Annotated in this window: 22 protein-coding genes and 1 tRNA gene; 3 read left to right on the top strand and 20 right to left on the bottom strand. The window is 53.0% G+C overall.

Annotated elements, in window-relative coordinates:
• Positions 1-396 precede the first annotated feature (396 nt).
• Positions 397-567 (bottom strand): indolepyruvate ferredoxin oxidoreductase subunit alpha, encoded by a 171-nt coding sequence (locus tag ACQY36_RS00755; RefSeq protein ID WP_428056676.1) that lies wholly within the window; start codon positions 565-567, stop codon positions 397-399.
• A 149-nt stretch (positions 568-716) separates the two neighbouring features.
• On the opposite strand from ACQY36_RS00755, the gene ACQY36_RS00750 reads away from it, so the two are divergent.
• Positions 717-2,660 (top strand): FeoB small GTPase domain-containing protein, encoded by a 1,944-nt coding sequence (locus tag ACQY36_RS00750; RefSeq protein ID WP_428077302.1) that lies wholly within the window; start codon positions 717-719, stop codon positions 2,658-2,660.
• A 56-nt stretch (positions 2,661-2,716) separates the two neighbouring features.
• Here ACQY36_RS00750 and ACQY36_RS00745 read toward each other — a convergent pair whose 3' ends face one another.
• Positions 2,717-3,202 (bottom strand): pilin, encoded by a 486-nt coding sequence (locus ACQY36_RS00745; protein WP_428071954.1) that lies wholly within the window; start codon positions 3,200-3,202, stop codon positions 2,717-2,719.
• Positions 3,203-3,516: 314 nt separating this feature from the next.
• On the bottom strand, positions 3,517-3,981 hold the full coding sequence (locus tag ACQY36_RS00740; protein WP_428056673.1) for a hypothetical protein: 465 nt from the start codon (positions 3,979-3,981) through the stop codon (positions 3,517-3,519).
• A 61-nt stretch (positions 3,982-4,042) separates the two neighbouring features.
• Here ACQY36_RS00740 and pepT point away from each other — a divergent pair, with 61 nt between their 5' ends.
• On the top strand, positions 4,043-5,278 hold the full coding sequence (gene pepT / locus ACQY36_RS00735; protein WP_428077300.1) for a peptidase T: 1,236 nt from the start codon (positions 4,043-4,045) through the stop codon (positions 5,276-5,278).
• A gap of 506 nt (positions 5,279-5,784) precedes the next feature.
• Here the strand turns inward: pepT and ACQY36_RS00730 are convergent.
• From ACQY36_RS00730 to ACQY36_RS00705, 6 genes are all read right to left on the bottom strand, one after another.
• A complete protein-coding gene (locus tag ACQY36_RS00730; protein WP_428077298.1) occupies positions 5,785-8,463 on the bottom strand; it encodes a hypothetical protein in 2,679 nt (892 codons plus the stop codon).
• 94 nt (positions 8,464-8,557) lie between these two features.
• On the bottom strand, positions 8,558-10,117 hold the full coding sequence (locus ACQY36_RS00725) for a hypothetical protein (RefSeq protein WP_428072058.1): 1,560 nt from the start codon (positions 10,115-10,117) through the stop codon (positions 8,558-8,560).
• Positions 10,118-10,127: 10 nt separating this feature from the next.
• Complete coding sequence (locus ACQY36_RS00720) at positions 10,128-10,697, bottom strand: cyclodeaminase/cyclohydrolase family protein (protein WP_428056669.1); 570 nt, start codon at positions 10,695-10,697, stop codon at positions 10,128-10,130.
• Between the two features lie 8 nt (positions 10,698-10,705).
• Positions 10,706-11,557, bottom strand: a complete 852-nt coding sequence (locus ACQY36_RS00715) for an HAD family hydrolase (protein WP_428077296.1) — start codon at positions 11,555-11,557, stop codon at positions 10,706-10,708.
• Positions 11,554-12,444, bottom strand: coding sequence for a DMT family transporter (locus ACQY36_RS00710; protein WP_428077294.1), 891 nt, complete (start codon positions 12,442-12,444; stop codon positions 11,554-11,556). The genes ACQY36_RS00715 and ACQY36_RS00710 overlap by 4 nt, the downstream gene beginning before the upstream one ends.
• Before the next feature lie 48 nt (positions 12,445-12,492).
• Entirely contained in the window at positions 12,493-13,386 is an 894-nt protein-coding gene (locus ACQY36_RS00705; RefSeq protein WP_428077292.1) for a DMT family transporter, read from the bottom strand.
• A gap of 297 nt (positions 13,387-13,683) precedes the next feature.
• Between ACQY36_RS00705 and ACQY36_RS00700 the strand changes: the two genes are divergently transcribed.
• Positions 13,684-14,187, top strand: a complete 504-nt coding sequence (locus tag ACQY36_RS00700; RefSeq protein ID WP_428077290.1) for a type IV pilin protein — start codon at positions 13,684-13,686, stop codon at positions 14,185-14,187.
• A 433-nt stretch (positions 14,188-14,620) separates the two neighbouring features.
• Here ACQY36_RS00700 and ACQY36_RS00695 read toward each other — a convergent pair.
• The 11 genes from ACQY36_RS00695 to ACQY36_RS00645 all read right to left on the bottom strand — a co-directional run bounded on the left by ACQY36_RS00695 (position 14,621) and on the right by ACQY36_RS00645 (position 25,587).
• Positions 14,621-14,702, bottom strand: a tRNA-Leu gene (locus tag ACQY36_RS00695).
• Positions 14,703-14,883: 181 nt separating this feature from the next.
• Positions 14,884-15,180, bottom strand: a complete 297-nt coding sequence (secG, locus tag ACQY36_RS00690) for a preprotein translocase subunit SecG (RefSeq protein ID WP_428077288.1) — start codon at positions 15,178-15,180, stop codon at positions 14,884-14,886.
• Between the two features lie 101 nt (positions 15,181-15,281).
• Positions 15,282-15,599 carry a TfoX/Sxy family protein gene (locus ACQY36_RS00685; protein ID WP_428077286.1) on the bottom strand — a complete coding sequence of 106 codons (318 nt, stop codon included), beginning with the start codon at positions 15,597-15,599 and terminating at the stop codon, positions 15,282-15,284.
• Between the two features lie 284 nt (positions 15,600-15,883).
• Positions 15,884-17,083, bottom strand: coding sequence for a phosphoglycerate kinase (locus tag ACQY36_RS00680; RefSeq protein WP_428077284.1), 1,200 nt, complete (start codon positions 17,081-17,083; stop codon positions 15,884-15,886).
• A 97-nt stretch (positions 17,084-17,180) separates the two neighbouring features.
• Positions 17,181-17,906: a Bax inhibitor-1/YccA family protein gene (locus ACQY36_RS00675; RefSeq protein ID WP_428077282.1), complete on the bottom strand. Its 726-nt coding sequence runs from the start codon at positions 17,904-17,906 to the stop codon at positions 17,181-17,183.
• Between the two features lie 90 nt (positions 17,907-17,996).
• On the bottom strand, positions 17,997-18,890 hold the full coding sequence (locus ACQY36_RS00670; RefSeq protein ID WP_428077280.1) for a hypothetical protein: 894 nt from the start codon (positions 18,888-18,890) through the stop codon (positions 17,997-17,999).
• A gap of 176 nt (positions 18,891-19,066) precedes the next feature.
• The gene (locus tag ACQY36_RS00665; protein ID WP_428077278.1) at positions 19,067-20,149 is read right to left on the bottom strand and encodes a hypothetical protein; all 1,083 of its coding nucleotides are present in this window, start codon (positions 20,147-20,149) and stop codon (positions 19,067-19,069) included.
• A gap of 193 nt (positions 20,150-20,342) precedes the next feature.
• The gene (gene groL / locus ACQY36_RS00660) at positions 20,343-21,980 is read right to left on the bottom strand and encodes a chaperonin GroEL (RefSeq protein WP_428056659.1); all 1,638 of its coding nucleotides are present in this window, start codon (positions 21,978-21,980) and stop codon (positions 20,343-20,345) included.
• Between the two features lie 19 nt (positions 21,981-21,999).
• On the bottom strand, positions 22,000-22,293 hold the full coding sequence (locus ACQY36_RS00655) for a co-chaperone GroES (RefSeq protein WP_428077276.1): 294 nt from the start codon (positions 22,291-22,293) through the stop codon (positions 22,000-22,002).
• Between the two features lie 169 nt (positions 22,294-22,462).
• Positions 22,463-23,287 carry a PP2C family protein-serine/threonine phosphatase gene (locus tag ACQY36_RS00650; RefSeq protein WP_428077274.1) on the bottom strand — a complete coding sequence of 275 codons (825 nt, stop codon included), beginning with the start codon at positions 23,285-23,287 and terminating at the stop codon, positions 22,463-22,465.
• A complete protein-coding gene (locus ACQY36_RS00645) occupies positions 23,284-25,587 on the bottom strand; it encodes a serine/threonine protein kinase (protein WP_428071813.1) in 2,304 nt (767 codons plus the stop codon). The genes ACQY36_RS00650 and ACQY36_RS00645 overlap by 4 nt, the downstream gene beginning before the upstream one ends.
• Positions 25,588-25,598: the final 11 nt, after the last annotated feature.

Raw genomic sequence — 25,598 nt, 5'->3', positions numbered from 1 at the left:
AATCAAAAACCACCCCTTGCGAGGTGGTTTTAAAACGTCGCAGCCCGTCTTACAGCGAAATCGCGTTCACCGGGCAGGTGTACTTATGCTTTGCATAACTGCCCTTACGCTCTTTCTCTTACAGCGGTTTGCTCCGGCAGGTAAGCTTTGGGCTGGCATAACTACCCGCCGTATAATAAAAAACCACCCCTTGCGAGGTGGTTTTAAAACGTCGCAACCCGTCTTACAGAGAAATCGCGTTCACCGGGCAGGTGTACTTATGCTTTGCATAACTGCCCCACGCTCTTTCTCTTACAGCGGTTTGCTCCGGCAGGTAGGCTTTGGGCTGGCATAACTGCCCGCCCGTATAATAAAAAACCACCCCTTGCGAGGTGGTTTAAAGTGTCGCAATCCGTCTTACAGAGAAATCGCGTTCACCGGGCAGGTGCCGGCGCAAGCGCCACACTCAATGCATTTGGATTCGTCAATTTTTCTTTTGCCGTCCACTTCGCTGATGGCGGCCACGGGGCAGGCGGATTCGCAAGCGCCGCAGTTGATGCAGGTATCCGGATTAACTTTATAAGCCATAGTTTTGGTCTCCTTTGGTAAAAATTGTTACTTAAATTATACAAAAAAATAATTCCCCGCGCCGCGGCCGGCGGGCCCCGTCGGAATATCCCTCTTGTAAAGCGGCGGGCGTTGTGGTAAAATATTAAAGTAAGGATAAACTAACTTTTATGGAAAAAGACAACTCCCGCACACTTCATCAGCTTAAACCGGGCACCACCGCCCAGATTAAAGAGATTCAAACGGATGCCAAAATGGCCGGAAAACTGGCCGCGATGGGCATCCTCAAGGGCCAGTTTATCACGCGCAAGGCCGGTTCCAGCCCCGTGGTGGTAAACGTGTCCGGCACGGAAGTGGCCATCGGCCGCGAAACCGCCAAAAAAATTTTCGTTACCTCCAAAAAGAATACTTTTCTTTTGGCGGGCAATCCCAATGTGGGAAAAAGCTTGATTTTCTCCCGCCTGACGGGGATTGGCATTATTTCGTCCAACTTTCCGGGCACGACGGTGGGGCTTAATTACGGCCAGACCCAGTTTGACGGCGAATCCTACGATATTATTGACATTCCCGGCCTCTACCGCCTGGAAGAAGAATGGCTGATTGAGGGCCGCAAACGCAATTTGTTTAAGGAGCTGGAATACGATTTTATCGTGTGCGTGGCGGACGCTTCCCACCTGGAGCGCAACCTGTATTTCCTGCTGGAAATCATGCAGCTTAAAAAGCCGGTCATCCTGCTGCTTAACAAGTTTGACGAGGCCCAGCGCAAAGGCATTAACATTGATGTAAAAGCGTTGGAAAAACTGCTGGGCATTCCCGTTATTCCCGCCGTGGCCACCACGGGCGAAGGACTTAAAGACCTGGCCTACCAGGCCGCCCGCATCGCTTCGCACAAAACGGCGGAAAGCCCGCTGGTTATTCCCCCCACGCCGGAAGGAAAATGGCACGCCATCGGCCATATCATTCATAAAGTGCAGACGGTAAAACACAAACATCCGTCTTTCTGGGAAAAGCTCCAGGGCTGGGCCACCACGCCCGCTACGGGCCTGCCCATTGCGTTCTGCGTGCTGATTCTTTCCTTCTTTTTGATTCGTTGGGTGGGCGAAGGCATTATTGATTTTTTTGACCCGCTGTACGAAAATTATTATGTGCCGTTTTTGGAGCGTATTTTCGGCGCGTGGAAAGACAATTACCTGGGGTTCTTGCTGCTGGGCGACGGCGGCGAAACTTATTTCGGCGTACTGACCGACGGGCTGAAAATTGCGTTGGTGGACGTGATGTCGTATGTGCTGGCGTTTTACGCCTTGCTGGGCTTTTTGGGCGAGCTGGGCTATCTGCCCCGTTTGGCGGTGCTGTTGGACGGCTTATTGCACAAAATCGGTCTGCACGGCTATGGCGCGCTTCCCATTATGCTGGGATTTGGGTGCAAAGTGCCGGCGGTGATGGGCATACGCGTGCTGGAAACGCGGCGGGAGCGGATTATTGCGCTGGCGCTTATTTTGGTGCTGGCGCCGTGTATTTCGCAGACGGCCATGATTATTTCCATTCTTTCGCCTTACGGCCTTAAATATATGCTGATTGTATTCTTTGCGCTGTTTGTCAACGGCCTTGTGGCCGGAACGATTTTAAATAAGCTGATGAAAGGCGAAACGCCGGAACTGTTTATGGAAATCCCTTCCTGGCAGGTGCCTAAAATCCGTCCGCTGCTGCGCAAACTGTGGATTCGCATGAAAGAATACCTGTGCGACGCGCTTCCGCTGATTTTAATCGGCATTGTGTTTGTGGATTTGATGCAGCTTTCCGGCGTAACGAACTGGGTGGCGCGTATTGCGCGCTATCCGGTGGAGTATTTGCTGGGTCTGCCCGCCGAAACCACGCCTCTTTTGATTTTAGGGTTCCTGCGCAAGGACGTATCCATCGCCCTGTTGGAGCCTTTCCACCTGGCGCCGCAGTCCATTGTGGTGGCGTGCGTGTTTATGGCGATGTATCTGCCCTGCGTGGCCACGTTCTTTGTCATGCTGCGCGAAAGCGGCTGGAAAGATACGTTTAGAGTGGTTGCGCTTACGCTGGGGATGGCGTTTGTATCGGCCTTTATCCTGCGCCTGATTTTGCTGTAAGCTGTTTTGCGGACTGGACGCCCCGGGCCTTTCTGTTGGCCCGGGGCGTTTTTGTGTTAAAAACCTATTATTTTGCACCAATCTTTTCCGTCCTCACTGTCGTTTGAACAAGTGATATTATTTACACTTGCATCTACATAATTGCTTTGATAGGCGGTGGTTTCCAACGTATATTTATTGCAAGGTCTGCGGATTGCCATGATATATTGTCCGTCTGCCCAGTATTCAAAATCTTTGGTGGCGGGGCCTGCTGTTGTACCATAGTCACATATAGGTGTTTGGTTTCCTTTTACTTCTAAGTTTATAGAAGTAAATAGATTATTATCTTCCGACCCTTGCATGCAATTGCTCTCATTTGAATGTTCCAATAAGCAAAGAGCCTGTTGGTCTCGGAGGGTTTTAAGTAAAGTGATTGCTTCCGTTGCACGGCTTTTTTCCACGGCTTTTTCGTATTGCGGCAGTGCCACCGCGGACAGAATGCCGATAATCAGTACAACTACCAGCAGCTCAATGAGCGTGAATCCCGTTTCAGTTGGTTGCATATGTTTTCTCCTTATTTTTAATTCTGTTTTTGGAAAACATAACGCAAAAAACGGCCGTTATAGTTGAGCTTCTTGCACTAACCCAAACTATAACAGCCGTAGTTCCTTGCCATATTGCTATGGCAAGGAACATTCGGCGCAAAACAACCGGGTAATTAGTCCGTTTGCTTTGCGCCTAAACCAGCTGCTTTTGGAGTGCAAGAATGCCGTCGGTCTCCCGACAGCTCTCCGTATTCCCATACGGTTCCAAAAACAGATAAATTGTAACTAAGCCGGGCGGCTTAGGGTGCTGCTTGCTTTACCTCTCTTTCAAATCAGTTGTAGCTTCCGATACGGCCGATGTCCACCGGCACCGGGATTTCCACCCCCAGCGGGCCTTCAAAATACATCGTGCCCGTCAAATGGTAGTCCAGCGTGCCGCTGCCCATGCTGATAAGCCCCAGCGTTTTGCTGTTAAATACCGACATCGGCACCGTCAGCCGCGCTTTGGCGTTTTTAACGGAATTGGGCTCAATTTTAATGTCTTTAAGCGTAACGTCGGCCATTTTGTCTTCGTTTACGCTCAGTTCCCCCTCAAAACGTTTGAGCGAAGCGGCCTCTTTGCGGTTCATATTGGTGATGGCGATGGTAACGTCAAACCCGAACGAGGTTAAATTGTAATCGGTCAGTTCCACGCTTTTAAGCGAGAACTTGCAGTCGGCCATATTTTCGGTTTCCTTGACGGTCGCACACGCGGTAAAAAGCGTACCCGCCAAAAGAAGCAAGAACAGTTTCTTCATAAAACCTCCAAAGTCTGAGAATAATAAATTGTATAATAAATTTAGCTTTTATGGAGATATTATGAATCCTTTACAACAAAAAATATATGACCGTTTTGTTCGTTACGTCGCCGTGGACACCACCAGCGACCCCGCCAGCACCGCCGTTCCCACCACCCCCAGCCAGATTTCTTTTGCGCATAAACTGGCCGCGGAAATGAAAACCGTCGGATTTACGGATGTGGAAGTAGACGAATACGGTTTTGTAACGGGGCTGCTGCCCGCCAATACCGATAAAAAGGCCCCCGTTATCGGGCTTTTTGCGCATATGGACACCGTTTGCGACTACAGCGGTAAACATATCCGCCCCCGGCTCCACCCCGATTATGACGGCGGAAAAATTACCATTAACGCCGACAAAAAAATGTTCCTTACCCCGGAAACGGACCGCAGCCTCAAGCTGTGCGTCGGGGATACTATCGTTACGGCGGACGGCAATTCGCTGTTGGCCGGGGACGATAAAATCGGCATTGCCGTGATTATGACGCTGGCCGAGTATTTAACCGCGCACCCCGAAATCAAACACGGCCCGTTAAAAGCCGCGTTTACCATTGACGAAGAAACGGGCACGGGCATCGGTTATTTTGACGTGGAAAAATTCGGCGCGGATTTTGCCTATACGGTAGACGGAGCCACGCTGGGCGATATTGACTGCGGCAATTTTAATGCCGACACCGTAACCTTCCGCATTACCGGCAAGCCCTGCCACCCCGGTTCGGCCAAAGGGTTTATGGCCAACCCCGTGCGCATCGCGGCGGATATCGTGTCCTCCTGGCCGGAAGACAAACTGCCCGAAACCACCGACGGCGAAGACGGTTTCGTGCTGTTTAAAGACGTGGAAGGCGGGCTGGACAGCGCCGTATTAAAAGGCATCGTTCGCGAACACGATTTGGCCAAATTTGAAGAATTTAAAAAGATGCTGGAAGCGCTGGCCGAAGAAAAACGCCGCAAATATCCGGCCGCCAAAATTGAAATTGAATTTAAAAAGCAGTACCGCAATATGCGCGACATTTTAAAAGAACGCCCGCAGGCGATGGAACTGCTGGAAGCCGCCTTGCAGGAAAACCATGTGCAGTACCGCCTGACGCAGGCGCGCGGCGGCACGGACGGAGCCCAGCTGACGCTTCGCGGCCTGCCTACGCCCAACATCTTTGCCGGGTACGAAAACCCGCACGGGCCGTATGAATGGCTGAGCATGAACTGGGTGGAAAAGGCGTTTCACGTGCTGGAAAGCATAGCCAAAAACGCCGTCAAATAACCCCCGATACGGGATATCCGGCCGGCAAGTCCCGCTGGTTTGTCTATAAATAAGTTAGAGCCACACCGCAAGCAGCGGTGTGGCTTTTTATAAATACCGCTTACAAGAAACCCCGGGCGTAAGCCCGAGGGATGGAGTGTGTATCCCGCCGCAAGAAAACGGAGTTTTCTTATTAAACAGACTGGATCCCGGCTCCATGGCCGGGATGACGGCCAAATTTGTAAATCCTTTCCTTTTAGCGGGGGGCAAAATCAAGCGAAGCTGAGATTTTGGAACAAAAGATACCCCGGGCTCACGCCCGGGGGGTTTTATGTAAGGTTTGTTTGGCCGCCGCCGGAATGCCGGCGGGGCTTCCCCCTCCTCCTTCGCGATGGGGCGCGTATTCATTGTTATTGGGGCGTTTTTAGGCTTATTTGCCCCGCTGTGCGCGTTTTAGGCGAAGAGGTGTAAAGGGGCACGCCATAAAAAAGCCCCGCCGTAGCGGGGCTTTTTGAGGAAAGAACTGATTATCTGTTCACCGTTCCGGTCTGCTGGGGCATATTCTGGGGCGGGACGGTTAACACGCCCTGCTCCTGCCCCGTCTGCGGCGCCGCCGCGGACGGCTGTTGGGGCATCATTCCGCCTTGAGAAACGGAGTCCAACAGATTCTTGGCATCAGAAATAGTCGGGTCCAGCGCTTTGGTTACCGTATTATAGTTGAAACGGTACGAAATTTTGAAGCTCTGCGGATTCTCCGGCGGAACTTTTACCAGAATGGAGTAATTGTCCGGATCCACGGCGGTGGAAATGTCCCACGTAATCAGGTCCTTGGCGGCCGGATGTTTGGCTTCAATAAATTCCTGAAGCGTATAGCCGTTCATCAGCGGGAAGTTTTTCACTTCGGCCAGCGTCGCGTCCATCGGGTTGGCGGCGGGAGACGGTTCGTTGTAAACGGGCTGTTGCGCAGTCTGTCCGCCTAACATTTCTTCCATTTGGGCGTTTTGTTCGGCGGTTTGGGCCGCATCCTGTTTGGAAGAAAGCAGGTTAAACTGCGGCGGAATTAAATTCATAAACGCCAGCATAACGTAGATGACCGCGGCCAATACAACCGCCACCAGCGTGCCGATAATGGCTTTCGTCATGCCGCCGGAGGTTTTTACGTCCGCGCTCTTCATGTCGTGCTGGGTGTTGATGTCGTCGTCCAAGTCGTCAAGGTGCAGGCGGTCGGACTGGGCCGGTTCCGGCACCATCGGCACGGTTTTGATGTCCAGCGTCGCGCCGCGTTTGGTTTTGATGGTGTTTTCCAAAATAACCTGGGACACCGTAACGTCTTTCGGCGCGTCCGTAGCCGGTTCAACCGGTTTTTCCGTCTGCTTGGTGGAAGCCACCATTTCCTGTACGTCGGAGGTCTGGCTTGCTTCGTCCAGCGGCTGGTTCAGCGCGTCGTCCGGGTTGGCGGAGGCGGACTGGAGCCCGCTGAGTTCTTTGGGCAGGGCGTTTCCGTCCGTCTGGGCGGGCGGCACGAAATCGGAAATCAAATAGGTGGAGCCTTCTTTGAGTTCAATTTCGGTTAAATCGTTGGGGTTGCCTACGGGCAGCGGCTTGTCGGCCGTCTGGTCGCTAAACTGCGGCAGGGCGGGTTCGGGCGTATCGGCGGCGGCCGGTTCGGCGGCTTTTTGCTCGGGCGCTACGCCAAAGAGCTGTTCCACGCTCTGGCTTTCCTGCGTATCCCGCTCGGCGAACGCTTCGTTCAAGTCGGCGTCGGTAATGATGACGCCTTCGGGTTTTTCGGCCTTGGCGCCGGGGACGAGTTCCTGCAGGGTTTCGTCTTTTTCTTCCGCCTGCTCAAGCGTTTGCGGTTTGGCGGCCTGGTCGTCAATAGAAGGCAAGTCGGCCAGCTGCGGGCCGGCCGCGGGGGCCGCCTGCGGTTCGGGCTGGACGGGCTGGTCCGCCGGCATTTCGGCGGCGGGTTTTACTTCTTCCACCTGTTCGGGCTGGGCCCGGTCCGGCGCGATAGAAAGCGCGGGTTCCTGCTGTGCGCTGGTAAAATCCAGCGTCTGCTTTTCGGGCAGCGGTTCGGCGGCCGCTTCGGCCACGGTTTCAAAGCCGGGGGCGTCTTCTTTCTTTTCTTCTTGGCCGGATAAAGCGTTGAGGCCGGCCACGGCGGCCGCGCCGGCGGCGGCTCCGGCTGCTGCTGCCGCGGCGATGTTAAAGGTGTCGGCTTTCTTTTCTTCTTCTTTTTCTTTAATGACCTGGTCCAGCACGTCTTCTTTGGGTTCGGCGGTCAGTTCGCTAAGCAGTGCGTCTTTGGCGGCTTCGTCCACGGACGGCGTGCTGACTTCGGCCGGGTTTTCCGCTTCGGCGGATTTAAGGGCGTCGTCCAGCGTCGGTTTGGCGGGCTCGGCGGCTTTTAAGGCGGCGGCCTGCGCGGCGAGTTCCTGGGCCTGTTTGGGAGTCAGCAGGTCCTGGAAAGTGCTTTCTTTTTCTTCCTGGGTCTGGACCTTGGCGTTATATAAGGAATCTAACGCGGAGCGGAGCACCACTTCTTCTTCGGCTTTGGAGCCGAGGGAAACTTCGGTCTGTGCGGAGTCTGCGCCGTCTTTTTTATCGCCCAAGTCCACGGGGCCGAGCATATCCAAGGGTTTTTCCTGGTTGGCGGCGGCGACGATGTCCTCCGCCTGGGAAACCAGGCTTTCCGTGTTGGTGATAAGGGCTTCTTCGTTGACGGGGTCTATATCTTGGCGCGTAAGGGTGATGGTGTTGCGCGCGTCGTCCTGAGGCGGCTCGTACGCGGGCAGGGGCTGGGTGGCGGTGCGGGCGTTTTGCGCCGAAGCGATGGCCGTATCCAGCTTGGTTTGCATATCGTCAAGCTTGGCCTGCAGGCCGGAAATTTCGCGGGTCAGCAAATCAATTTTTTCCAAAAGCAGTCCGGTTACGTTATCCGCCCCGGCGGCTTGCGCGGGCAGGGGCTCGTTGTGCGCGGTCTGCGTTTTGAAGACTTCGGAGGCCGGAAGCGGCTGGTTGATGGTTTTTTCAACCTGGTCAAATTCAAAAATGCTGGAAGCCTTCACCCATTCCTGGGTGCCTCCCGCGGCGATTTCTTCGGAGCAGATCAGCGTGTCCGGGGTAAAGCCTTGCAGCGTTACCAGTTTGTCCTCTTCGTAAGGACCCTCTACTTTGTCGTTGATGTAGACCCAATATCTCATGTTTTTTCACCCTTGAAAAAATAAATATAACACGGCACGATAAAAGCATAGCAAATTATCGCGCGATTTAACAGCGTTTTTTCCCGCGGCGCGCTTACGCTTTTGAAGAGGCGCGCGCCTGTTTGTAGCGGTTAAGCAAATTTTCCAGCTCTTCTTTGCTGGTTTTTTTCTTCTGGATATTGGTGAGCATATCCGTCATCAGCTCCAGCGAAGAACCGTTTTCCAGCATTTCCAGCACAAACTGCGAAATACGGCGGTTGTACGTGCCGTTTAGTTCCCCCACCAGCGTGCGCAGGGCGAAGACGTGTTTTTCGCGGTCGGATTTCCAGAAAGTGTACGGCGCCAGGGATTCTTCAAAAAACTTCATCAGCTCTTCGGCGGATTTGGTGCCGAGGTAGCTTTTCATCAGCTCCGGCGCGAGGCCCTGCGTAAGCGTCTGCGCTTTTAAGTCGCGCAGGTATTGGGCCTGTTTGGCGGCTTCTTCCTGGCTTAAAGAGCCCAGAAGCACCTTGCAGGCGAGTTCTTTATTGTCTTTTTCGTCGCTGCAGTACGGAAGCGCGTGCAGGAGCTCCTGCATTTCGCGCTCCAGCTGCACAAAAGTTTTTTTGCCGCCGAAGCGGTCGGCCAGGTCGTATTCATAGCCGCTGTAGAGATCTTTTTTGGAAAGGTTCCGGCGCAGTACTTCGCGCTCGCGGCGGATGGAGGCTTTTTGGCTGGCGTTTTCAAAGCTGTCGGCGGTTCCGTCCAGCAGTACGCGCACGGCCAGGCCCAGGTTTTCTTCCGGGCTGGATACGTGCGGCAGTTTTTTAAGCACGGCCTCAAACGTGGCCGCGATGTCCGCCGGCGTTTTGGCTTTTAAATAGCGGCAGGCGATAATCATTAAATCGTCTTCCAGAATCTGCCCGTTTAAGAGTTTGGACAAAAGGGCCACGTCCTGCGCGTCTTTGGGCGTAATCTGGCACAGCATGGCGCGCGCGGCGAGCGAGGCGCAGAGCTGCTTGTCCGGGTTTTGTTCCAAAAGCAGTTTAAACAAACGTTCAAACTCCGGCTGAAAAGCGATGCTGGCGGGCTGGGTATAAAGAAGCTCCAGCTCGGCGGTGGTTTTAACGCTTAAATGGTATTTGTCGGCCGTTTTAAAAATATCCTTTTTATTTTGCTTGGCGGTTTTGAGCGAAGCGGCCAGCAGTTCATCGGCGTTTTTTAGCAGAATGTTCACGGCGTGGAGGGCTTTGTCGGCGTCTTTCATATCGCTGTCCTGCACGTCTTTTAAAGCGGCGGCGAATTCTTCGTCAAAGTATTTGCGCGAAGAGAAAGAAGAATACACTTCCAGCAGTTTTCCGGTGTCTTTAGCCGGGATTTCCAGCGCGGCGCAGAGTTCGGTGATGGAGGTGGCGTTGTTGTAAATGCGCAGCTGGCGCAGGGCGGCCGGGACGGTGATTTCGTCCAGTAAAATTTTGGCGGCGGTGGTGTCCGTCATCGGCGAGTCGGAGCTTAACTGCGCGGCGATGTCGGCAATGTCCTGCTGCAGCTGCGGCAGGGTTTTTTTGTTTTCCAGCGTGTAGACGAGTTTGGCGGCGTAATCGTCGTCAATTCCGGGCAGCATATTGTATATCGTGCCCAGCATGCCGCTTCGTTTATTTGCTTTGTCGCTCATAATACCCTTCTCAGCAGGCCTTTAACAGCGTGGCAATCTGCTTGTTAAGTTCGTTTACCCGGTCTTCGTGTTTGATAAAAGACAGGTTGGCCCGGATGCTTTCCACCGAGCATTTAATGCACGCCTGAAGAAGGTGGCGCGCGCAGTATACGTCCGAAAGAATAATGTCGGCCACGTCGTTTTTAATGCTGTCAATTTCGCGCAGGCAATGCATGGCGGCCGAGGCCGCGTCCGCCGGTACGCGCGCCGCAAAGAGGAGCGCGTCCTGCACGGCTTGTTCGCGTGCCGGGGCGTCTTTGGGCAGTTTTTTGGCCGTCAGATACGCGGCGTAGGCTTCGCCGTCCTGCTGGATATAAGATTTAAGCTCGCTTTTAAACGCGGTGAGGCGTTTTAAGCTTTGCGTCAGGCGCGGGCGCAGTTCTTCGGGCGTGGCTTTGCGTTTAAGCGTGGTGCCCACGGCCATCATGGCCAGCGCGCACCCCATCGCCCCCGTCATGGCGGCGGCGGCGCCCCCTCCGGGCGTCGGGTCGGACGAAGCCAGCGCTTCCGTAAAACGTTCCGCGGCGGTGTACCATTCCATCGGCGGCCTCACATAATGGTGCCGGACTCAAGGTCCGAGTATTTTTTAATGCGCAGCATTTTCAGGCGGTCCTCGTCAATGCCGGTGCGGCTGAAAAACACGTGTTCAATCGCGCTTGCGGGCATAATATAGCTGCCGCGTTTGACGCCTTTGGGGTCGGTTTTGATGCCGAGCCAGACGCAGAAAGTGACAAGATCGTTAAAATCTTTGGTTTCCAGCTCGGCGGCGGCGCGCTGGATTTTTTGCGCTTCGCCAAAGCCGGTGGTCAGCACCGCGCTGTGAAAACCGCAGTTTTTGGCGGCGCAGATGTCGCGGTGGGTGTCGCCGATGACGAACACGTTTTCGGGCGCGATTTTGGTTTTAAATTTTTTCTCCGCGCGTTTGACGGCCGCCTGCAGCATTTCTTCGCGGGTGTGTCCGTCTTCGCCGTATCCGCCGACGGTAAAGTATTCCCCCAGTTTGCTGGGCGCCAGTTTGATTTGGGCGCCTTCTTCCAGGTTGCCGGTGCCGAGGCCGAGGATAATATCTTTGTCTTTGGCCAGCGTTTTTAAGAATTTTTCCACGCCCGGGGTAAGGTCGTACTTTTTGCAGCGCACGGCGGCGTGCACTTCGGCGGGCAGGAGTTCCAGGTATTTGGCCTTCATCTTTTTCATTTCGGCGGCCGTGGGCTTTTTGCCTTTTTTAATCAGGGAGTATACGAGGGAAAAATTATCCAAATCCGTGCGGCCGGAAATCAGCCCGTGTTCAAATTCGGGCTTTACGCCGTAGAGTTCTTCCATCGCTTTTCTTAACGCGGTTCTGCCCGCGCCCCCGGCGTTGACGAGCGTTCCGTCCAAATCAAATAAAACGAGTTTCTTCATTTCGTGTCTCCTTGTTTGACCATACCGGTTACGATATAAGCCCCGCCGATGGCGAGAATCATCCCCAGCACTTTATATACGGTAATTTTATCCTGCCTTAGCAGCACCGAGAGCGCAAACGTCATCACCGGGTAAGACAGGATGATGGCCGTCGCTTTGCTCAGGTCCATATGGCGGATGGCTTGATACCAATAGGTATTTCCCAAAAAATAGTTCACCACGGCGCATAAAAACAGCATGCTCCACAGCGTGGCGTTGCTTTCAAACTGAAGCGGCCCCTGAAACGCCGCCAGATACGCCACCAGAACGGCCAGCGCCGGAATGGCGAATAAGGCGCGCGCGGCGGCGATTAACTGCGGCGGCATATGGGCGGGCAGTTTTTTGGCAAAAATATGGCTGAGCTGGAACATCCACAAACAGCCGATAATCATGAGATCCCCCTTTAACTGCACCGTCGTGCCCGCCTGCCATAAAAGAAGCCCCACGCCCAGCAAAATAAGTAACGAGCCGCCCACCTGCCGCACCGTCGGCCGTTCTTTAAGCAGGATGGCCGCGAGAATGAGCGAATAAATAATTTCAAACTGGTTTAATATCGCGCCGTTGACCGGGGTGGTGTAATTCAGCGCAATCATAAAAATCGTCATCGGCAGTGCGGTGCCGAAGGTGCCCATCGCCAGGCACTGCGGCCAGACTTTTCTATCCAACAGAATTTTCCACCCGCCCGTTTTGCACACGTACGGCAAAAAACACAAAAACGCAATCACGCACGCCAAGAGGATAAACAGGGCGGACGTAACGTACGGCACGGCGAATTTGCTGATAACCAGGTTGGCCGCGGTGGCGAACCAGGCAATCCAGACGGCAAAAACCGGGGCGATGCTGAACATAAATTCTCCTGAATATATTGTACTTAATTCCGGGCGTGTATTGGAAGATTAATGCCCTTCTTTCTTAACCGTCGCGCTCACCCAGTACGCGCCCGCAAACGTTACCGCCAGCCCAAAAAGCTGGTAGCCCGTGGGTCGCTCCAGCCCCGCCAGGGCCGAAACCAACAGCGAGAGCACCGGGTAGGACAGATAAATAGCCGTTACCTTGCTTAAATCCAGCGCGCGGATGGCTTTGTACCACACCACCATCGCCAGGCCGTATTTAAGAAAACCCGTATAGGCCAGTACGGAAAACAGCCGGAAATTGGGCTGAAAGACAAAACTTTCATTCATCGCCCACATCACGGCCAGAATGACGATCAGCGCGGGGAGCGCAAACAGATTTCTCGCCATCCCGATGACGCGGTGGTCCAGGTGTTTGGGGAGCTTTTTGGCTACGGTGGAGCCGGCCTGGAGCATCCACGTACTGCCTACGATTAACAAATCCCCGCTCCAGCGCGGCGTGTAGTGTTCTTTAACCAGAATAATAAGCACGCCCAGCACGATAAGCGCACTGCCGGCCAGCTGGGCGCGGCTGGGGAATTCTTTGAGGAAAAATCCCGCAAAAAGCAGGGAATAAAGGAGCTCGGACTGCTGTAAAATGGCGGCGTTGCCCGGCGTGGTGTAATGGAGCGCAATCAGGCCGATGGTAAATGGAAGCGCGGTGCCGAAAGTGCCGATAAACAAAAATTTCCACCGGGTTTCGGGGGCTAAGAGTTCCCCCCATTTATGGTTTTGGGTAATCCACGGGGTGAAATAGAGTACGCCGATAATCGTACCGAGAAATACGAGAAGCGCCGGGCTGATAACGCCTACGGCGAATTTGCCGGCCACGGGCGACAGGCCGACGATGGCCCAGCACACCCACGCGGCGGCTAACGGAGAGAATACGCTTTTATGCATATTTAAATTTTAGCATTTTGGCGGGAACCCCGGCGCTGAGGCATTGTAGGTCGCTTATCGGATTGCCTGGCCTCATTGTTAAATAGTGTGGTTCCACTAGTCGGATGTACCCGCATAGAGAACCGTCCCCCTGAAAACTTTTGCATCCCCGAATGTTTCTCTTCCAACTATCTAAAAGCACCGTATTTTGCCGAGCCCTGGATAAGGCCAGAGCCCCAAGGCCCGGAGGGCCCTTGACGCGTTTTTTTTTTTGATAAATTGGGAATATCAACTTATATAAATAGGGGGATATATCCCATGCAAAAAAGTCTCGGATTTACGCTTATAGAGCTGTTAGTGGTTGTTTTAATTATTGGTATTCTGGCGGCGGTGGCGGTGCCTCAATACGAAGTGGCCGTGGATAAAACGCGTTTTATGACTTATATCCAAACCGCCTATTCCATCAAACGGGCAGAAGAAGTATTTTATATGGCTAACGGCTATTATACGCCCAATTTGGGTGATTTGGATGTTGACCATCGGAATAATTGTAAATCTGTTAGTAATTTGCAAAATGAGTGGCAATGCCCGGATGGTTTTTTTATTGATTTAGTGTCCGGAAACAACAAGGCGTTTGGCGTGGTAAAGGTGACGCTGTGTCCAGGGGCAAACACAGGTTCGGGCGCGTGTTATAAGGCCACGGTAGCCAGTGTTAATATCCCTTTTGAATATCCTTCCAGATCAGATCTATATTCGGGTTGCGCTGGAAATAGCGTACGCGGAAAAAGATTATGTAATGCACTGGGGGATATCGGCAAATAAACAGACGTCCGGTTTTTTAAATTTACTATGCAGGGCCTTGGCTTTCAGTAAAATTCCTGACGGAATTTTACTGCAGGCGTGGGAGTGCGCCTTCGCACCGGGCTCGCGGTACTCGCCTTTCGCTTCGCTCAAACTCGTACATCGCTCCGCCTTTCTCGTCCCTATGCACACCAAGCAGTTGGTGTGCTCTCTGTTATAGTAAAAACCGGTATTTCGTCCAGTTTTAAATTATGGTGCAGGAACTCGCCTTCCGGTCGTTTTCCTGACGGAAAACGCCTGCAGTCCGGGCTCGCGGTACTCGCCTTTCGCTTCGCTCAAACTCGTACATCGCTCCGCCTTTCTCGTCCCTACGCACACCAAGCAGTTGGTGTGCTCTCTGTCTTAATATTTAATAAAAAACCCAGGTTTTTTAACCTGGGTTTTTTATTAAATATGCGCAGAGAGGGACTCGAACCCTCAAGCCTTGCGGCATGCGCCCCTCAAACGCACGCGTATACCAATTCCGCCACCTGCGCGAAAATCTGTTTATCTAGAGGGATTAAAAGAACTCTCCTGCTGACTACTGATATATTTTAGCAAAAAAATTTTATCTTCGCAATCGCCGCGCCGGCATTCCGGCGGTGTATTGTCAAACCGTCTTGTTAAATCAACAGAAGCCTCCGCATCGGCGGAGGCTTCCGGTCATAAGCAAAAGCGTTATTTGCCGGGGGTGGTGGTTGCCGCGGCGGCCGGGATTTTAACCGAGTCCAACACGGAAACGGACGAGCGTTTGTTGGAAGCGATGGTTAAAACGACGGAAGTGCACATAAGAATCAGCGCCAGAACGGCGGTAAATTTGTTGATGGCGTTAAAGGCGGTGGGGCTGGCGAAAAGATTATCCGCGCCCGACGCGCCGAAAATACCGGCGGCGGAACCTTTGCCGCTCTGAAGAAGGACGAGTAAAATTAAAAGAATGCAGACGATGAAATGCAGCGTCAAAATTAAAGTGTACATTTGGGCAGTTCTCCTGTAAAAATAACAATATTATTATACAAAGTTTTTGCTGATTCTGTCCGTAAAGCCTGCGGACTGGGCCGGAGGACGAGGGCAATGTGCTATTTAGTTTTTTTCTTTGGCGCGGGAAGCGCGTCGTGCGTCAGGCGCACCAGCCGGGCCAGGCGGCTGCAATCATCCAGATTGTCAATTAAAAAATAGGGTTTTGCGCCGGGGTACGGCGGTTCTTTTATGCCGCCATGAAGGAAACTTTCCCCCTGCGGTGTGATTTTGACGAAAAATTGATTATCGCATACCAGTGCAATGATTTTCCCGTTGCAGTAAACGCTGTACTCTCCGAACATCTTTTTATAGGTAATTTCTCCCGCACCGCTGATTTGTCCGCAAACATATTCCATAAATTCCGCACTAGATGCCATAATGCGCCTCCGAAAGTGTTATTGTACTTTATTTTAGGCGAATGATTGGTTTATTTGGTTAACGCCACCAAACCCGGCAATTCTGTTTTGCTGAAAATAGACCGGGCCTAAAAAACAGGCCCGGTTTGTGATGCTAAATCCCCAGTTGGCAAAAAAGTTCCTGTCTTATTTCGCTAACGCGACTAAGCCAGGAAGCTCTTTCGGCAAAAAATAGACCAGCCCTTTGCAAAAGCAAAGGGCTGGTTTGTGTCAAATTATTACAGGTTAGCAAAAGCTTTACTGGACTATTTGGCTAAAGCCACCAGTCCAGGAAGCTCTTTCCCTTCCACAAATTCCATGCTGGCGCCGCCGCCGGTGGAAACGTGGGAGAGTTCTTTCTGGTTGAATTTGCCTTTCTTGAGCACGTTTACGCTGTCGCCGCCGCCGATGATGGTGGTCGTGCCCGCTTTCGTGGCGTCAATCATCGCCTGGGCGATGGCAAAGCTGCCTTTGGCAAAATTCGGGAACTCAAACACGCCCATCGGGCCGTTCCAGAAAATGGTCTTGCATTTCAGCAGTTCTTCGCTGAAAAGCGCAACGGTTTTGGGGCCGATGTCCAGGCCCATCAAATCGGCCGGGATGTTGACGTTGTCCACGTCCACGGGTTCGGCGGTTTCGGCAAATTCCTTGCCGCAGATATGGTCCACGGGCAGCAGAATTTTGACGCCTTTTTCCTGGGCTTTGGCGAGCACGGCTTTGGCTTCGGCTTCTTTTTCGGCGTCAAACAGCGATTTACCGATTTCGCAGCCCTGCACTTTGAGGAACGTGTAGGCCATACCGCCGCCGATGACGAGGACGTTTACCTTGTCCATCAAATTGTTAAGCAGCATAATTTTGTCGGACACTTTGGCGCCGCCCACCACGGCCGCAAACGGGCGTGCCGGGTTTTCCAGGGCTTTACCCAAAAATTCCACTTCTTTCTGCACGAGGAAACCCGCGCAGCCGGGCAAAAATTCGGTAATGGCGCTGGTGGAGGCGTGGGCGCGGTGAACGGTGCCGAACGCTTCCTGCACGAAAATTTCGCCGTGTTTGGCCAGCTGTTTGGCAAATTCGGGGTCGTTCTTTTCTTCTTCGGGGTGGAAGCGGAGGTTTTCCAGCAGGACGATTTCGCCGTTTTTGGCGGCTTCAACCACTTTGTCGGCTTCGGGGCCTACGCAGTCCTTGGCAAAATGCACCGGCACGCCGAACAGTTTTTCCACTTCGGCGGCTACGGGCGCCAGGCTGAATTCCGGCGCCACTTTGCCTTTCGGGCGGCCCAAGTGAGCCATTAAAACGATGCGGCAGTTGTTTTCCAGCAGGAACTTAATGGTTTTTTCCGTCGCGACGATGCGTTTGTTGTTATCCACTTTACCGTCTTTTAAGGGCACGTTGTAATCCACGCGCACCAAGACTTTTTTGTTTGTCAGGTCCATATCCTGAATTTTTTTGATGCTGTCAAAATTCATAGTTTTGTGACTCCTTTTTGTGTTATAGCCACCCGGCGGGGCCGGGCGCGCTCTTACTTCTTAAATTTTACAAAATTTGAACGCTTCCGGCACGCGCTTATCTGCGCTGCAATTTGCCCAACAGGTTCAAAATTTCCACGTACAGCCAGACCAGCGTTACCAACAGCCCGAATCCCGCATACCATTCCATATATTTGGGCGCGGCGTAGTGCCCGGTCATCTGGTCAATAAAGTGGAAGTCCAGCAGGAAGTTAAACGCGGCCACGCCGCACACCACCACGCTGATGGCGATGGACAGCGGCGAGGAAGACGTTAAATACGCCGTGCTGACGCCGAAGAGCGATAAAATCCACGACCCGACGTAGAGCAGTAAAATCGCCGCAGTGGCCGAGAAAATGCCCACCGCCAGCCCGCGCGTTACGCGGATAATGCCCGTGCGGTACACAAAAAGCATCACAAAAAACACCAGCACCGTAACGGCCACGGCGTTAAACACGATGCCCTGGAACTGCGCGTTGTACATCGCGGAAATAATGCCCAAAAACAGCCCTTCCGCAAACGCGTACATCGGCGCGGTAACGGGCGCCGCCGCCGGTTTGAAAGACGTAATCAGCGCCATTACAAAACCGACGATGGCAATCGGCCAGAGGTATCCGGCCCAGGACTGATAATGGGTCCAGGTCAGCATACCGCCGATGACGCAAATAAACAGCAGCAGGAACGTTTTGTTGATGGTGCCCTGCAGGGTCATCGGCTGTACGGCGCGGACGGATTCTTGCGCGCGTTTAAACGCGGCTTCGTTTAGCATTGGATTGGTTGCCATAAGTTTCCCCCTTACTAATATAGTTTTATTGTAGAAAATTTTAACATAAAAAGCCCGCCTTTTCAGCGGGCTTTTAGAGAGGAAGAATGCTTATTTGGTAAAGTACGGCGTAACTGTTTGATTAAAGAAAAGGCGGTTTTTAATGCGCGCCCAATCACTCGGACGGTGCTGGGTAACGGTAGATTTGATGAAATTCAAATCTTCTTTAGTCAAAGAGTACCAAATATCCGAAGGCTGTCCATCAAAGGTGTGAAATGCATCGTCAAACGTCATATTATACGCATAAGAGATGGTACCGTTATTATAAGCGGCCAAGAATTCGTTTCCGTTGGCAGAAATCATAAACAAAGGATCTGTTGCCGTGCCGGAAAGATCCGTAGCTCCTTCATCCAGTTTAAACGTATTGTTTTTAACCGAGTTTGTCAGCAGGTTTCTCTTTTTAACCGCATCTGTGCCGAAGCGAGCTGTATTGATTTTAACAGTATGATTGGCAGTTAAAGCGAATAAATTGTTGGGCGAAGCGGTGGCCAGAACATTGACAAACGGAGCGGCGTATTGAGCTTTAGCGGACCACATAAGCATAACGCTACCGTTTTCAGCGTAGCCGTCCATAGACGGGGAAGCGGATTTGATGGTGCGACCATGACGTTCCATATATTCGTGGTCTCCCACTTCCCGGATATCTCCTTCTGTATAGTAGCGCATGCACGTGCCCGCCAACAACAGCCAATGCGTATCTAATGCATAGGCTTTGCAGGCCAGGTCTACGCGGAACGGACCGTTATTTTGATCAAGCCGTTCATCATAAAAAGATTCATCAATTACAAAATCTACACGTTTGTTATTTTTTATGGCACCGGCGTTGTTGGTTAAAGACTTTTTAACGGCAGCTTGTACTGCTTGAGTGGAAACTTCGGCTGCACTTACGGGCATGTGCAGCGTTACCAACGCTAACAACATGCATGCTGATATTAATTTTTTCATGGGGTTCCTCTCCGATTTGGAAAATTTCCTTCTATATCTATATCATAAGAATTTTTGTGTAAAATTACCAGGGCCAAAAGGCCTAACGTGTCCGGCCGGAGGGCCCAGGTCCTGCTGGGCCCCGGCATAAAAAATACCCGCCGGGAAGGGCGGGTATTTGGCAGGAAAGCGTTGGCTTATTTGCTCATCAAAGCCGCGATGCGGTGGATGCGCGGCGCAAAGTCTTGTAACCACAGGGTAACGATTTTGTGGTTGTAGAACTTTTTGGTGTTTTGCAGTTCGTTATAGACCGGACCGTTTTTCGGCAGGTCAAAGCGGACCCGGGTCGGGCGGTCGGCCACGTCGTTTTGCGCGCGGTTGTCAAGGGCGGTGGCTGTACCGTTAAAAAAGAAGCCTTTGCCGTTGGCGTATTTGCCCATGCCGGCCAGGTTCAGGTAGAAATCGCCTTTTCCGCCAAATTCGGCCAAGAGGCCATCGTAATATTCGTAGGATTTGTAGCTGGTTATTACGGCGTCGCCCTGGCGGTTGATAAATACCGCATAGCCGTTGACATCCTCGTACTTATCGGCATCAATATAATTGCGCATGGCTACCGGGCCGCCCAGAACGGAGGCGTAGTATTTTAAATCTTTATCCAGCACGGTCAGGAATTTTTGGAATCCGGCCACGGAAGAGGCGGGATAGTTGCGGCGTTCATCATAGCCGGGCGCGCCCGAGTTAAAGCTGGAGGGGCGTTCGCTTTTGCGGAAAAAGTAGCCTTTGTTCGCGTCGGACATACCTGCTAAGGAAGGCAGTTTGGCGATGGCGTTTTTAACTTCCGGGGTCCTCACCGGGAGCTGGAACACGGCCAAGCCGTTTTCCTGCACGCGGAAGCTTTTCGGATCCGGGACGCCCGTATATTCAAAGGCTTGCCCTTTGAGGGAGCCGGAAGAGTAGGCGCCCAGTTTGGAAAGGTCTACGGTCATATAGACGGGGAAGCCGTTGGTGTAGGAAACGGCCAGCGCTTCGGTGCAGGGCGTGTCTAACGTTAAAGAGGCGTTATTGTCCAGCAGGGCGCTGCAGGAAACCAGCCAGCTGCCGCCGTTGACGCCGGACTCCAAGCGGACGTGCATGATATTGCGCATACCGGCTTGCTGCTGCTGTTTGACGGCTTCTGCGTTAATTTTTTTCGCCAATGCTTCGGATTTTGGCGTATTCTTGGCGCTCAGTACGGCGGCGCAGCCGCAGAAAACCAACATAAAAACCAATAATTTTTTCATAGGGCTCCTCGCTGAGAGAAATATCTTTCTACAATATATATCATAAAAATTTTTAGGCAACATTACCAGGGCCAAAAGGCCTAACCAGCCCGGGAGATGGGACCTACGCGCGCCTGGGTCCTGCGTACCCCCCTTTTTACGGACAAAAAGCCGGCCCTGTCGGGGGCCGGCTTTTTGTTGTACGGCGTTTAAATTACATCATACCGCCCATTCCCCCCATGCCGGGCATAGCCGGGCCGTGGGAATGCCCTTCTTTTTCGGGAGCGTCGGCCACCAGGGCTTCGGTGAGCAGCACCGTGCCGGTGATGGAAGCCGCGTTTTCCAGCGCGGTGCGGACCACTTTGGCCGGGTCCACCACGCCCGCTTTCAAGAGGTCGCAGTATTGGTTGGTTTCGGCGTCGTAACCGTCGGCCGCGCCCGTCATTTTGAGCACGTTGTCCACGACTACCGCTCCGTCCAGCCCCGCGTTGACGGCGATTTGTTTTAAAGGAGCCGTCAGGGCTTTGCGTACGATGTTGATACCGGTGCGGACGTCTTCGTTGTCCGTTTTAATGCCGTCCAGGGCTTTTTGGCTGCGGGCCAAAGCCACGCCGCCGCCGGGAACGATGCCTTCTTCCACGCCGGCTTTGGTGGCGTTTTTGGCGTCTTCCACTTTGGCTTTTTTGGCTTTAAGCTCGGTTTCCGTGGCCGCGCCTACGCTGATGACGGCTACGCCGCCGGAGAGCTTGGCCAGGCGTTCCTGGAGTTTTTCTTTATCGTATTCGCTCTTGGAGTTTTCAATTTGTTTGCGGATTTGTTCGGCGCGCGAAGCGATGGCTTCTTTGCTGCCTTTGCCGCTGACGATGGTGGTGTTTTCTTTATCAATCACCACGCGGGCGCACTGGCCGAGCATGGCGAGTTCGGCTTTATCCAGCTTGATGCCGCGTTCTTCGCTCAGTACGTCGCCGCCGGTAAGGATGGCGATGTCTTCCAGCATTTCTTTGCGTCTGTCGCCAAAACCGGGGGCTTTTACGGCGCAGCCTTTCAGGGTGCCGCGCAGTTTGTTCACCACCAGGGTGGCCAGCGCTTCGCCGTCCACGTCTTCGGCGATGATGAGGAACTGTTTGCCGCTCTGCACGATTTTTTCAAGCACGGGCAGCAGTTCGTTCATAGACGAGATTTTTTTGTCGGTGATAATGATGTACGGGTTTTCCAGCACGCATTCCATTCTTTCGGAATCGGTTACAAAGTAAGGCGAGATGTAGCCGCGGTCAAACTGCATACCTTCCACAATGTCCAGCTGCGTGGTGGCCGTTTTGCCTTCTTCTACGGTGATGACGCCTTCCGCACCCACTTTTTCAATGGCTTCGGCAATCATATTGCCGATTTCGCGGTCGTTGGAAGAAATGGTGGCGATTTGCGCTTTTTCTTCTTTGGTTTTGACCGGTTTGTGCATTTTGTTCAATGCTTCGCGGGTGGTTTCCACGGCCAGCTCAATACCCTTTTTGACTAAAGTCGGGTTGGCTCCGGCGGTGATGTTTTTGATGCCTTCGGTGAGCATCGCGTTGGCGAGCACAGTGGCGGTGGTGGTGCCGTCGCCGGCGACGTCGTTGGTTTTGGAAGCCACTTCGCGGATGAGCTGCGCGCCCATATTTTCAAACTTGTCTTCCAGTTCAATGTCTTTGGCGATGGTTACGCCGTCGTCAATGATAAGCGGAGAGCCGAACTTTTTTTCCAGCACCACGCTTCTGCCCTTGGGCCCCAAAGTAACTTTTACAGCATTGGCCACTTTTTCAATGCCCGATTTCATTTTGGCGCGGGCTTCGTCGCCGTAAATAATTTGCTTAGCCATATGTATTAATTCCCCCTAATTACCCCAAAATACCCAGAATTTCGTCCTGGTGAATGATTAAATAAGCTTCGTCGTCCAGCTTGATTTCGGTGCCGGAGTATTTGCCGTACAGCACGCGGTCGCCTTTTTTTACGTCCATGGGCGTGCGTTCGCCTTTGTCACCCAGTTTGCCCGGGCCGACAGCCAGCACTTCGCCTTCCATCGGCTTTTCTTTGGCGGTGTCCGGAATGATGATTCCCCCTTTCATCGTTTCTCTTTCAATGGGCTTGACGATTACGCGGTCGCCCAACGGTTTGATTTTGACTTCTGCCATATTCAGTTCACTCCTTATGAATTGCTCTGTCTCTTAAAAATACGCCCAAGGAATGTTATTAGCACTCACTCAAGCTTAATGCTAATTTAGCATATCTGTGCAAAATTGTCAACCCCTTTCTTAGAGTGCTAAAAAAGGGGTTGTATTTATAGACGGAAATAAGCGGTTTTTAAGCCTTGGAAAAAAAGCGTTTCAAACGCTGTTTGAAGGTAACTTTTTTAGCCGGAAGGATTTTGATGAGAACGGCGGAAATATTGTCCTGTCCGTCGCGCTCGTTGGATACGCGCACCAGCTGTTTGCACAGCTTGACGATAGGCGTCTGAGAGCCGGATTTTAAGAGCTCGGCCATATCGCATTCGCGCAGGCCTTTGTAGAGGCCGTCCGAGCACAGAAGCAGCGTATCGCCCACTTTGACGGGGAATTTTAACAGGTCAAATTCAATGTTCTTTTTAATGCCCATGGCGCGGGTAAGCACGTTCTGGATTTTGGAGCGGTCGGCTTCCGCGCGGGTTAACAGGCCGCGGCGCACGTGTTCCATCGCCAGGGAGTGGTCCGTAGTGATTTGGACGATTTTATTGTCCCTGAACAGGTACAGGCGCGAATCCCCCACGTGTACGGCGGTGGCGCAGTCTTTGTCAAACAGCACGCCGGTGAGCGTGGTGCCCATCATGCGGTACATGTCGGACGACTGGGCCGTGGAATAAATCGCCGCGTTGGCCAGGTTGGCGGCCATTAACAGCTTGCGTTCAACGGGGTCTAATTTGGGCAGAAAGTTGTCTGGCACTTTAAGCTGCTGGTTGTTTACTTTGCGCACCGTTTCGGCCAGGACAGACACCGCAATGTTGCTGGCGATTTCGCCGGCGCTGTGCCCCCCCATGCCGTCGGCCACTACGCCCAGGCCCAAATCGGAGGAAATCAGCACGTTGTCTTCATTTTTTTCGCGGATTTTGCCAATGTCGGTTACGGCTGCGAATTCAATGTCAAAGCTGCTCATAATTCCTCGCTGAAGAAAATGGTTCCCGCGCAGGAGACGGTTCCAAACGCGTAGAGCAGCGTGAGCAGGAAGAAATAGGCGTTGTTTTCCTGCGCGTTGCGGTTAAAATTTTTGACCGGGAAGCTGAGTGCATAATCCCATACGCTGAGTTTCATTTTATTGTCGCCGCCGCGGTAGTAGTTTAACAGAAAACTGATAAACAGCGGCTGCGTTTCGTCGGTAAATACGCCGGGAGCCACCTGGTTGACCTGGCGTTCCAGAAAAGCGGCGGCTTCGTCGTCGGGCATATTGGTGAGTTCGTTGGTTTTGTCAAAATGGGCAAATACCTGCCGGCGGGAATCCAGCCCCACGAGCTTTTCCACTTTGGCGTTGGACTGGGCCACTTCGGAAGATTTCACCACAATCGTCTGCGTCAGGGCCGAAAGCGTGCGGTTGGCCGTGCCCGCGAGGCCGGAGACGGAATAGGCCCATATGCCGAACACGCCTGCAAACAGCAATACAAACGGCAGCAGGATGCTGTCTTTTTCGCTCCGGGCCGCCAGGTAGTAGGCGCAAAGGAGCGCGCAGAATAAAGCGACGTAAAACATCAGTTTAATTAACAGCGAGTGGCTGTCGGGCGCGATGGTTAAATGGGCGGACAGAAACGCCAGCACCATAGATAACGCCACCAGCGAAGCGGCCAGCACGCCCTGCGCGGCCGTGCGGTTGAGCGTCCAGCACAGGCCCAAGGCCCACGCCATGGCAAATACCAGATAGCACAAGTAGTATTCCGGCGTAAAAATAAACTGGCTTACGCTGGAAAGCTCCATAAACGGCACTTCGGGCGTAAACAAGCCCGCCATATACGCTACCAGCGCCAGCACGAGAAGGAGCGTAGTGGACCGCGCATAAGCGCGGATGGCCGAGGACGCAAAAATCAGCGCCAGCGCGGCGGCGGCCAGGCCCGTCATCAGGAGCTGGTTCGGCTCGTATTGCGTGGCGAGGAAGGGCATAACCAGATTGGAAAGCAGTCCCGCGTCCGGGTTTACGTGTGCGGAGCAGATTTTGCCCAGCGAATAAAACAGATACGCGATGCCGCCCGCAAAAGCCATAAATATCGGCACGAATACCGCCAGTCTGCCCAGCGTGCGCAGTCCGTTGGCCATTTTATTTTCGGAAGCGAAGCGCACCGGGCGGGACGGCTTGGCCGGCACGAAAACGTCCACGGGTTTTACGTCCGCGGCTTCCAGCATTTGGCCGGGTGCGGTCTTTTGTTTTTTACGCGCGGGCGCGGGGGCGGCCGCGTCCAGCTGCGGTATAAGCGGCAGGCGGGAGGAGGAGGTAGTCGGCCGTGCGGCGGCTTCCTGCGCGCGCTGTTTTTTAATGCTGTCCGTGGTTACTTTTTCTTCTTTTACGATGCGAAGCGGCCCTTCTTCCCCCAAATCAATGGCGCGGCCGGAGTTGCCCATTTTCACGCGGAGCTGGTCTTCGGCGCGCATTTTTTTAAAGTATTGGTATGTTTCTTTGGCGGTTTGGAAGCGTTCGTCCGGGTTTTTGCTCATCAGTTTCTGCACGGCGAGCGAAAGCCAGCCGGGCATATCGGAGCGGATTTTGGCCGGATTGGGCACCGGGTCGTTGATGTGTTTTTGAATGATATCAATGGTGTTTTTGCCGTTGTACGGAAACTGCCCCGTCAGCACGTAATACAAGCTGGCGCCGATGGAATACAGGTCGGCGCGCGTGTCCAAATCCTTTCCCAGGGCCTGTTCGGGCGCGATGAAATACGCGGTGCCGGCGAGCTCGGTGGTTTTGGTGGAGCCTTTTTCTTTATCCACTTTTTTGGCGATACCAAAGTCCACCACTTTGGGCTGGCCCTGCGGGTTGATTAAAATATTGGAAGGTTTTATATCGCGGTGAATAATGCCTTTGGCGTGTGCGGCGTCCAGCCCCAACAGTACGCCTTCAAACAAATCCAGCACCAGTCCGATCGGCAGGATTTTGTTTTTCTTGAGCATCATGGAAAGCGTCTGCCCTTCAATAAAGGACATAACGATGAAGTAATAGCCTTTTTCTTTCCCTACGTTATAAACGTTTACGATATTGGGATGGTCCAGCTCCGCGATGGCGCGGGCTTCGGTAAGAAACAGCTCCACGGCTTTTTTATCGTTGGCCAGGGCGGGGCTTAAAATTTTGACGCAGACAATGCGGTTCAGCGCTTTGTGGCGCGCCTTGTACACCGCGCCCATTCCGCCTTCGGCTACTTTATTCAAAATCTCGCATCCGGAAATTTCTTTTCCTACCAGAGAAGGGTTTTCGCTCATATTCTTCCTTA

It is taken from the genome of Candidatus Avelusimicrobium alvi (assembly GCF_958451995.1).
Classification (GTDB): Bacteria; Elusimicrobiota; Elusimicrobia; order Elusimicrobiales; family Elusimicrobiaceae; genus Avelusimicrobium; species Avelusimicrobium alvi.
The sequence above is the reverse complement of the archived record's forward strand: the minus strand, read 5'-3'. Positions and strand labels throughout refer to the sequence as shown.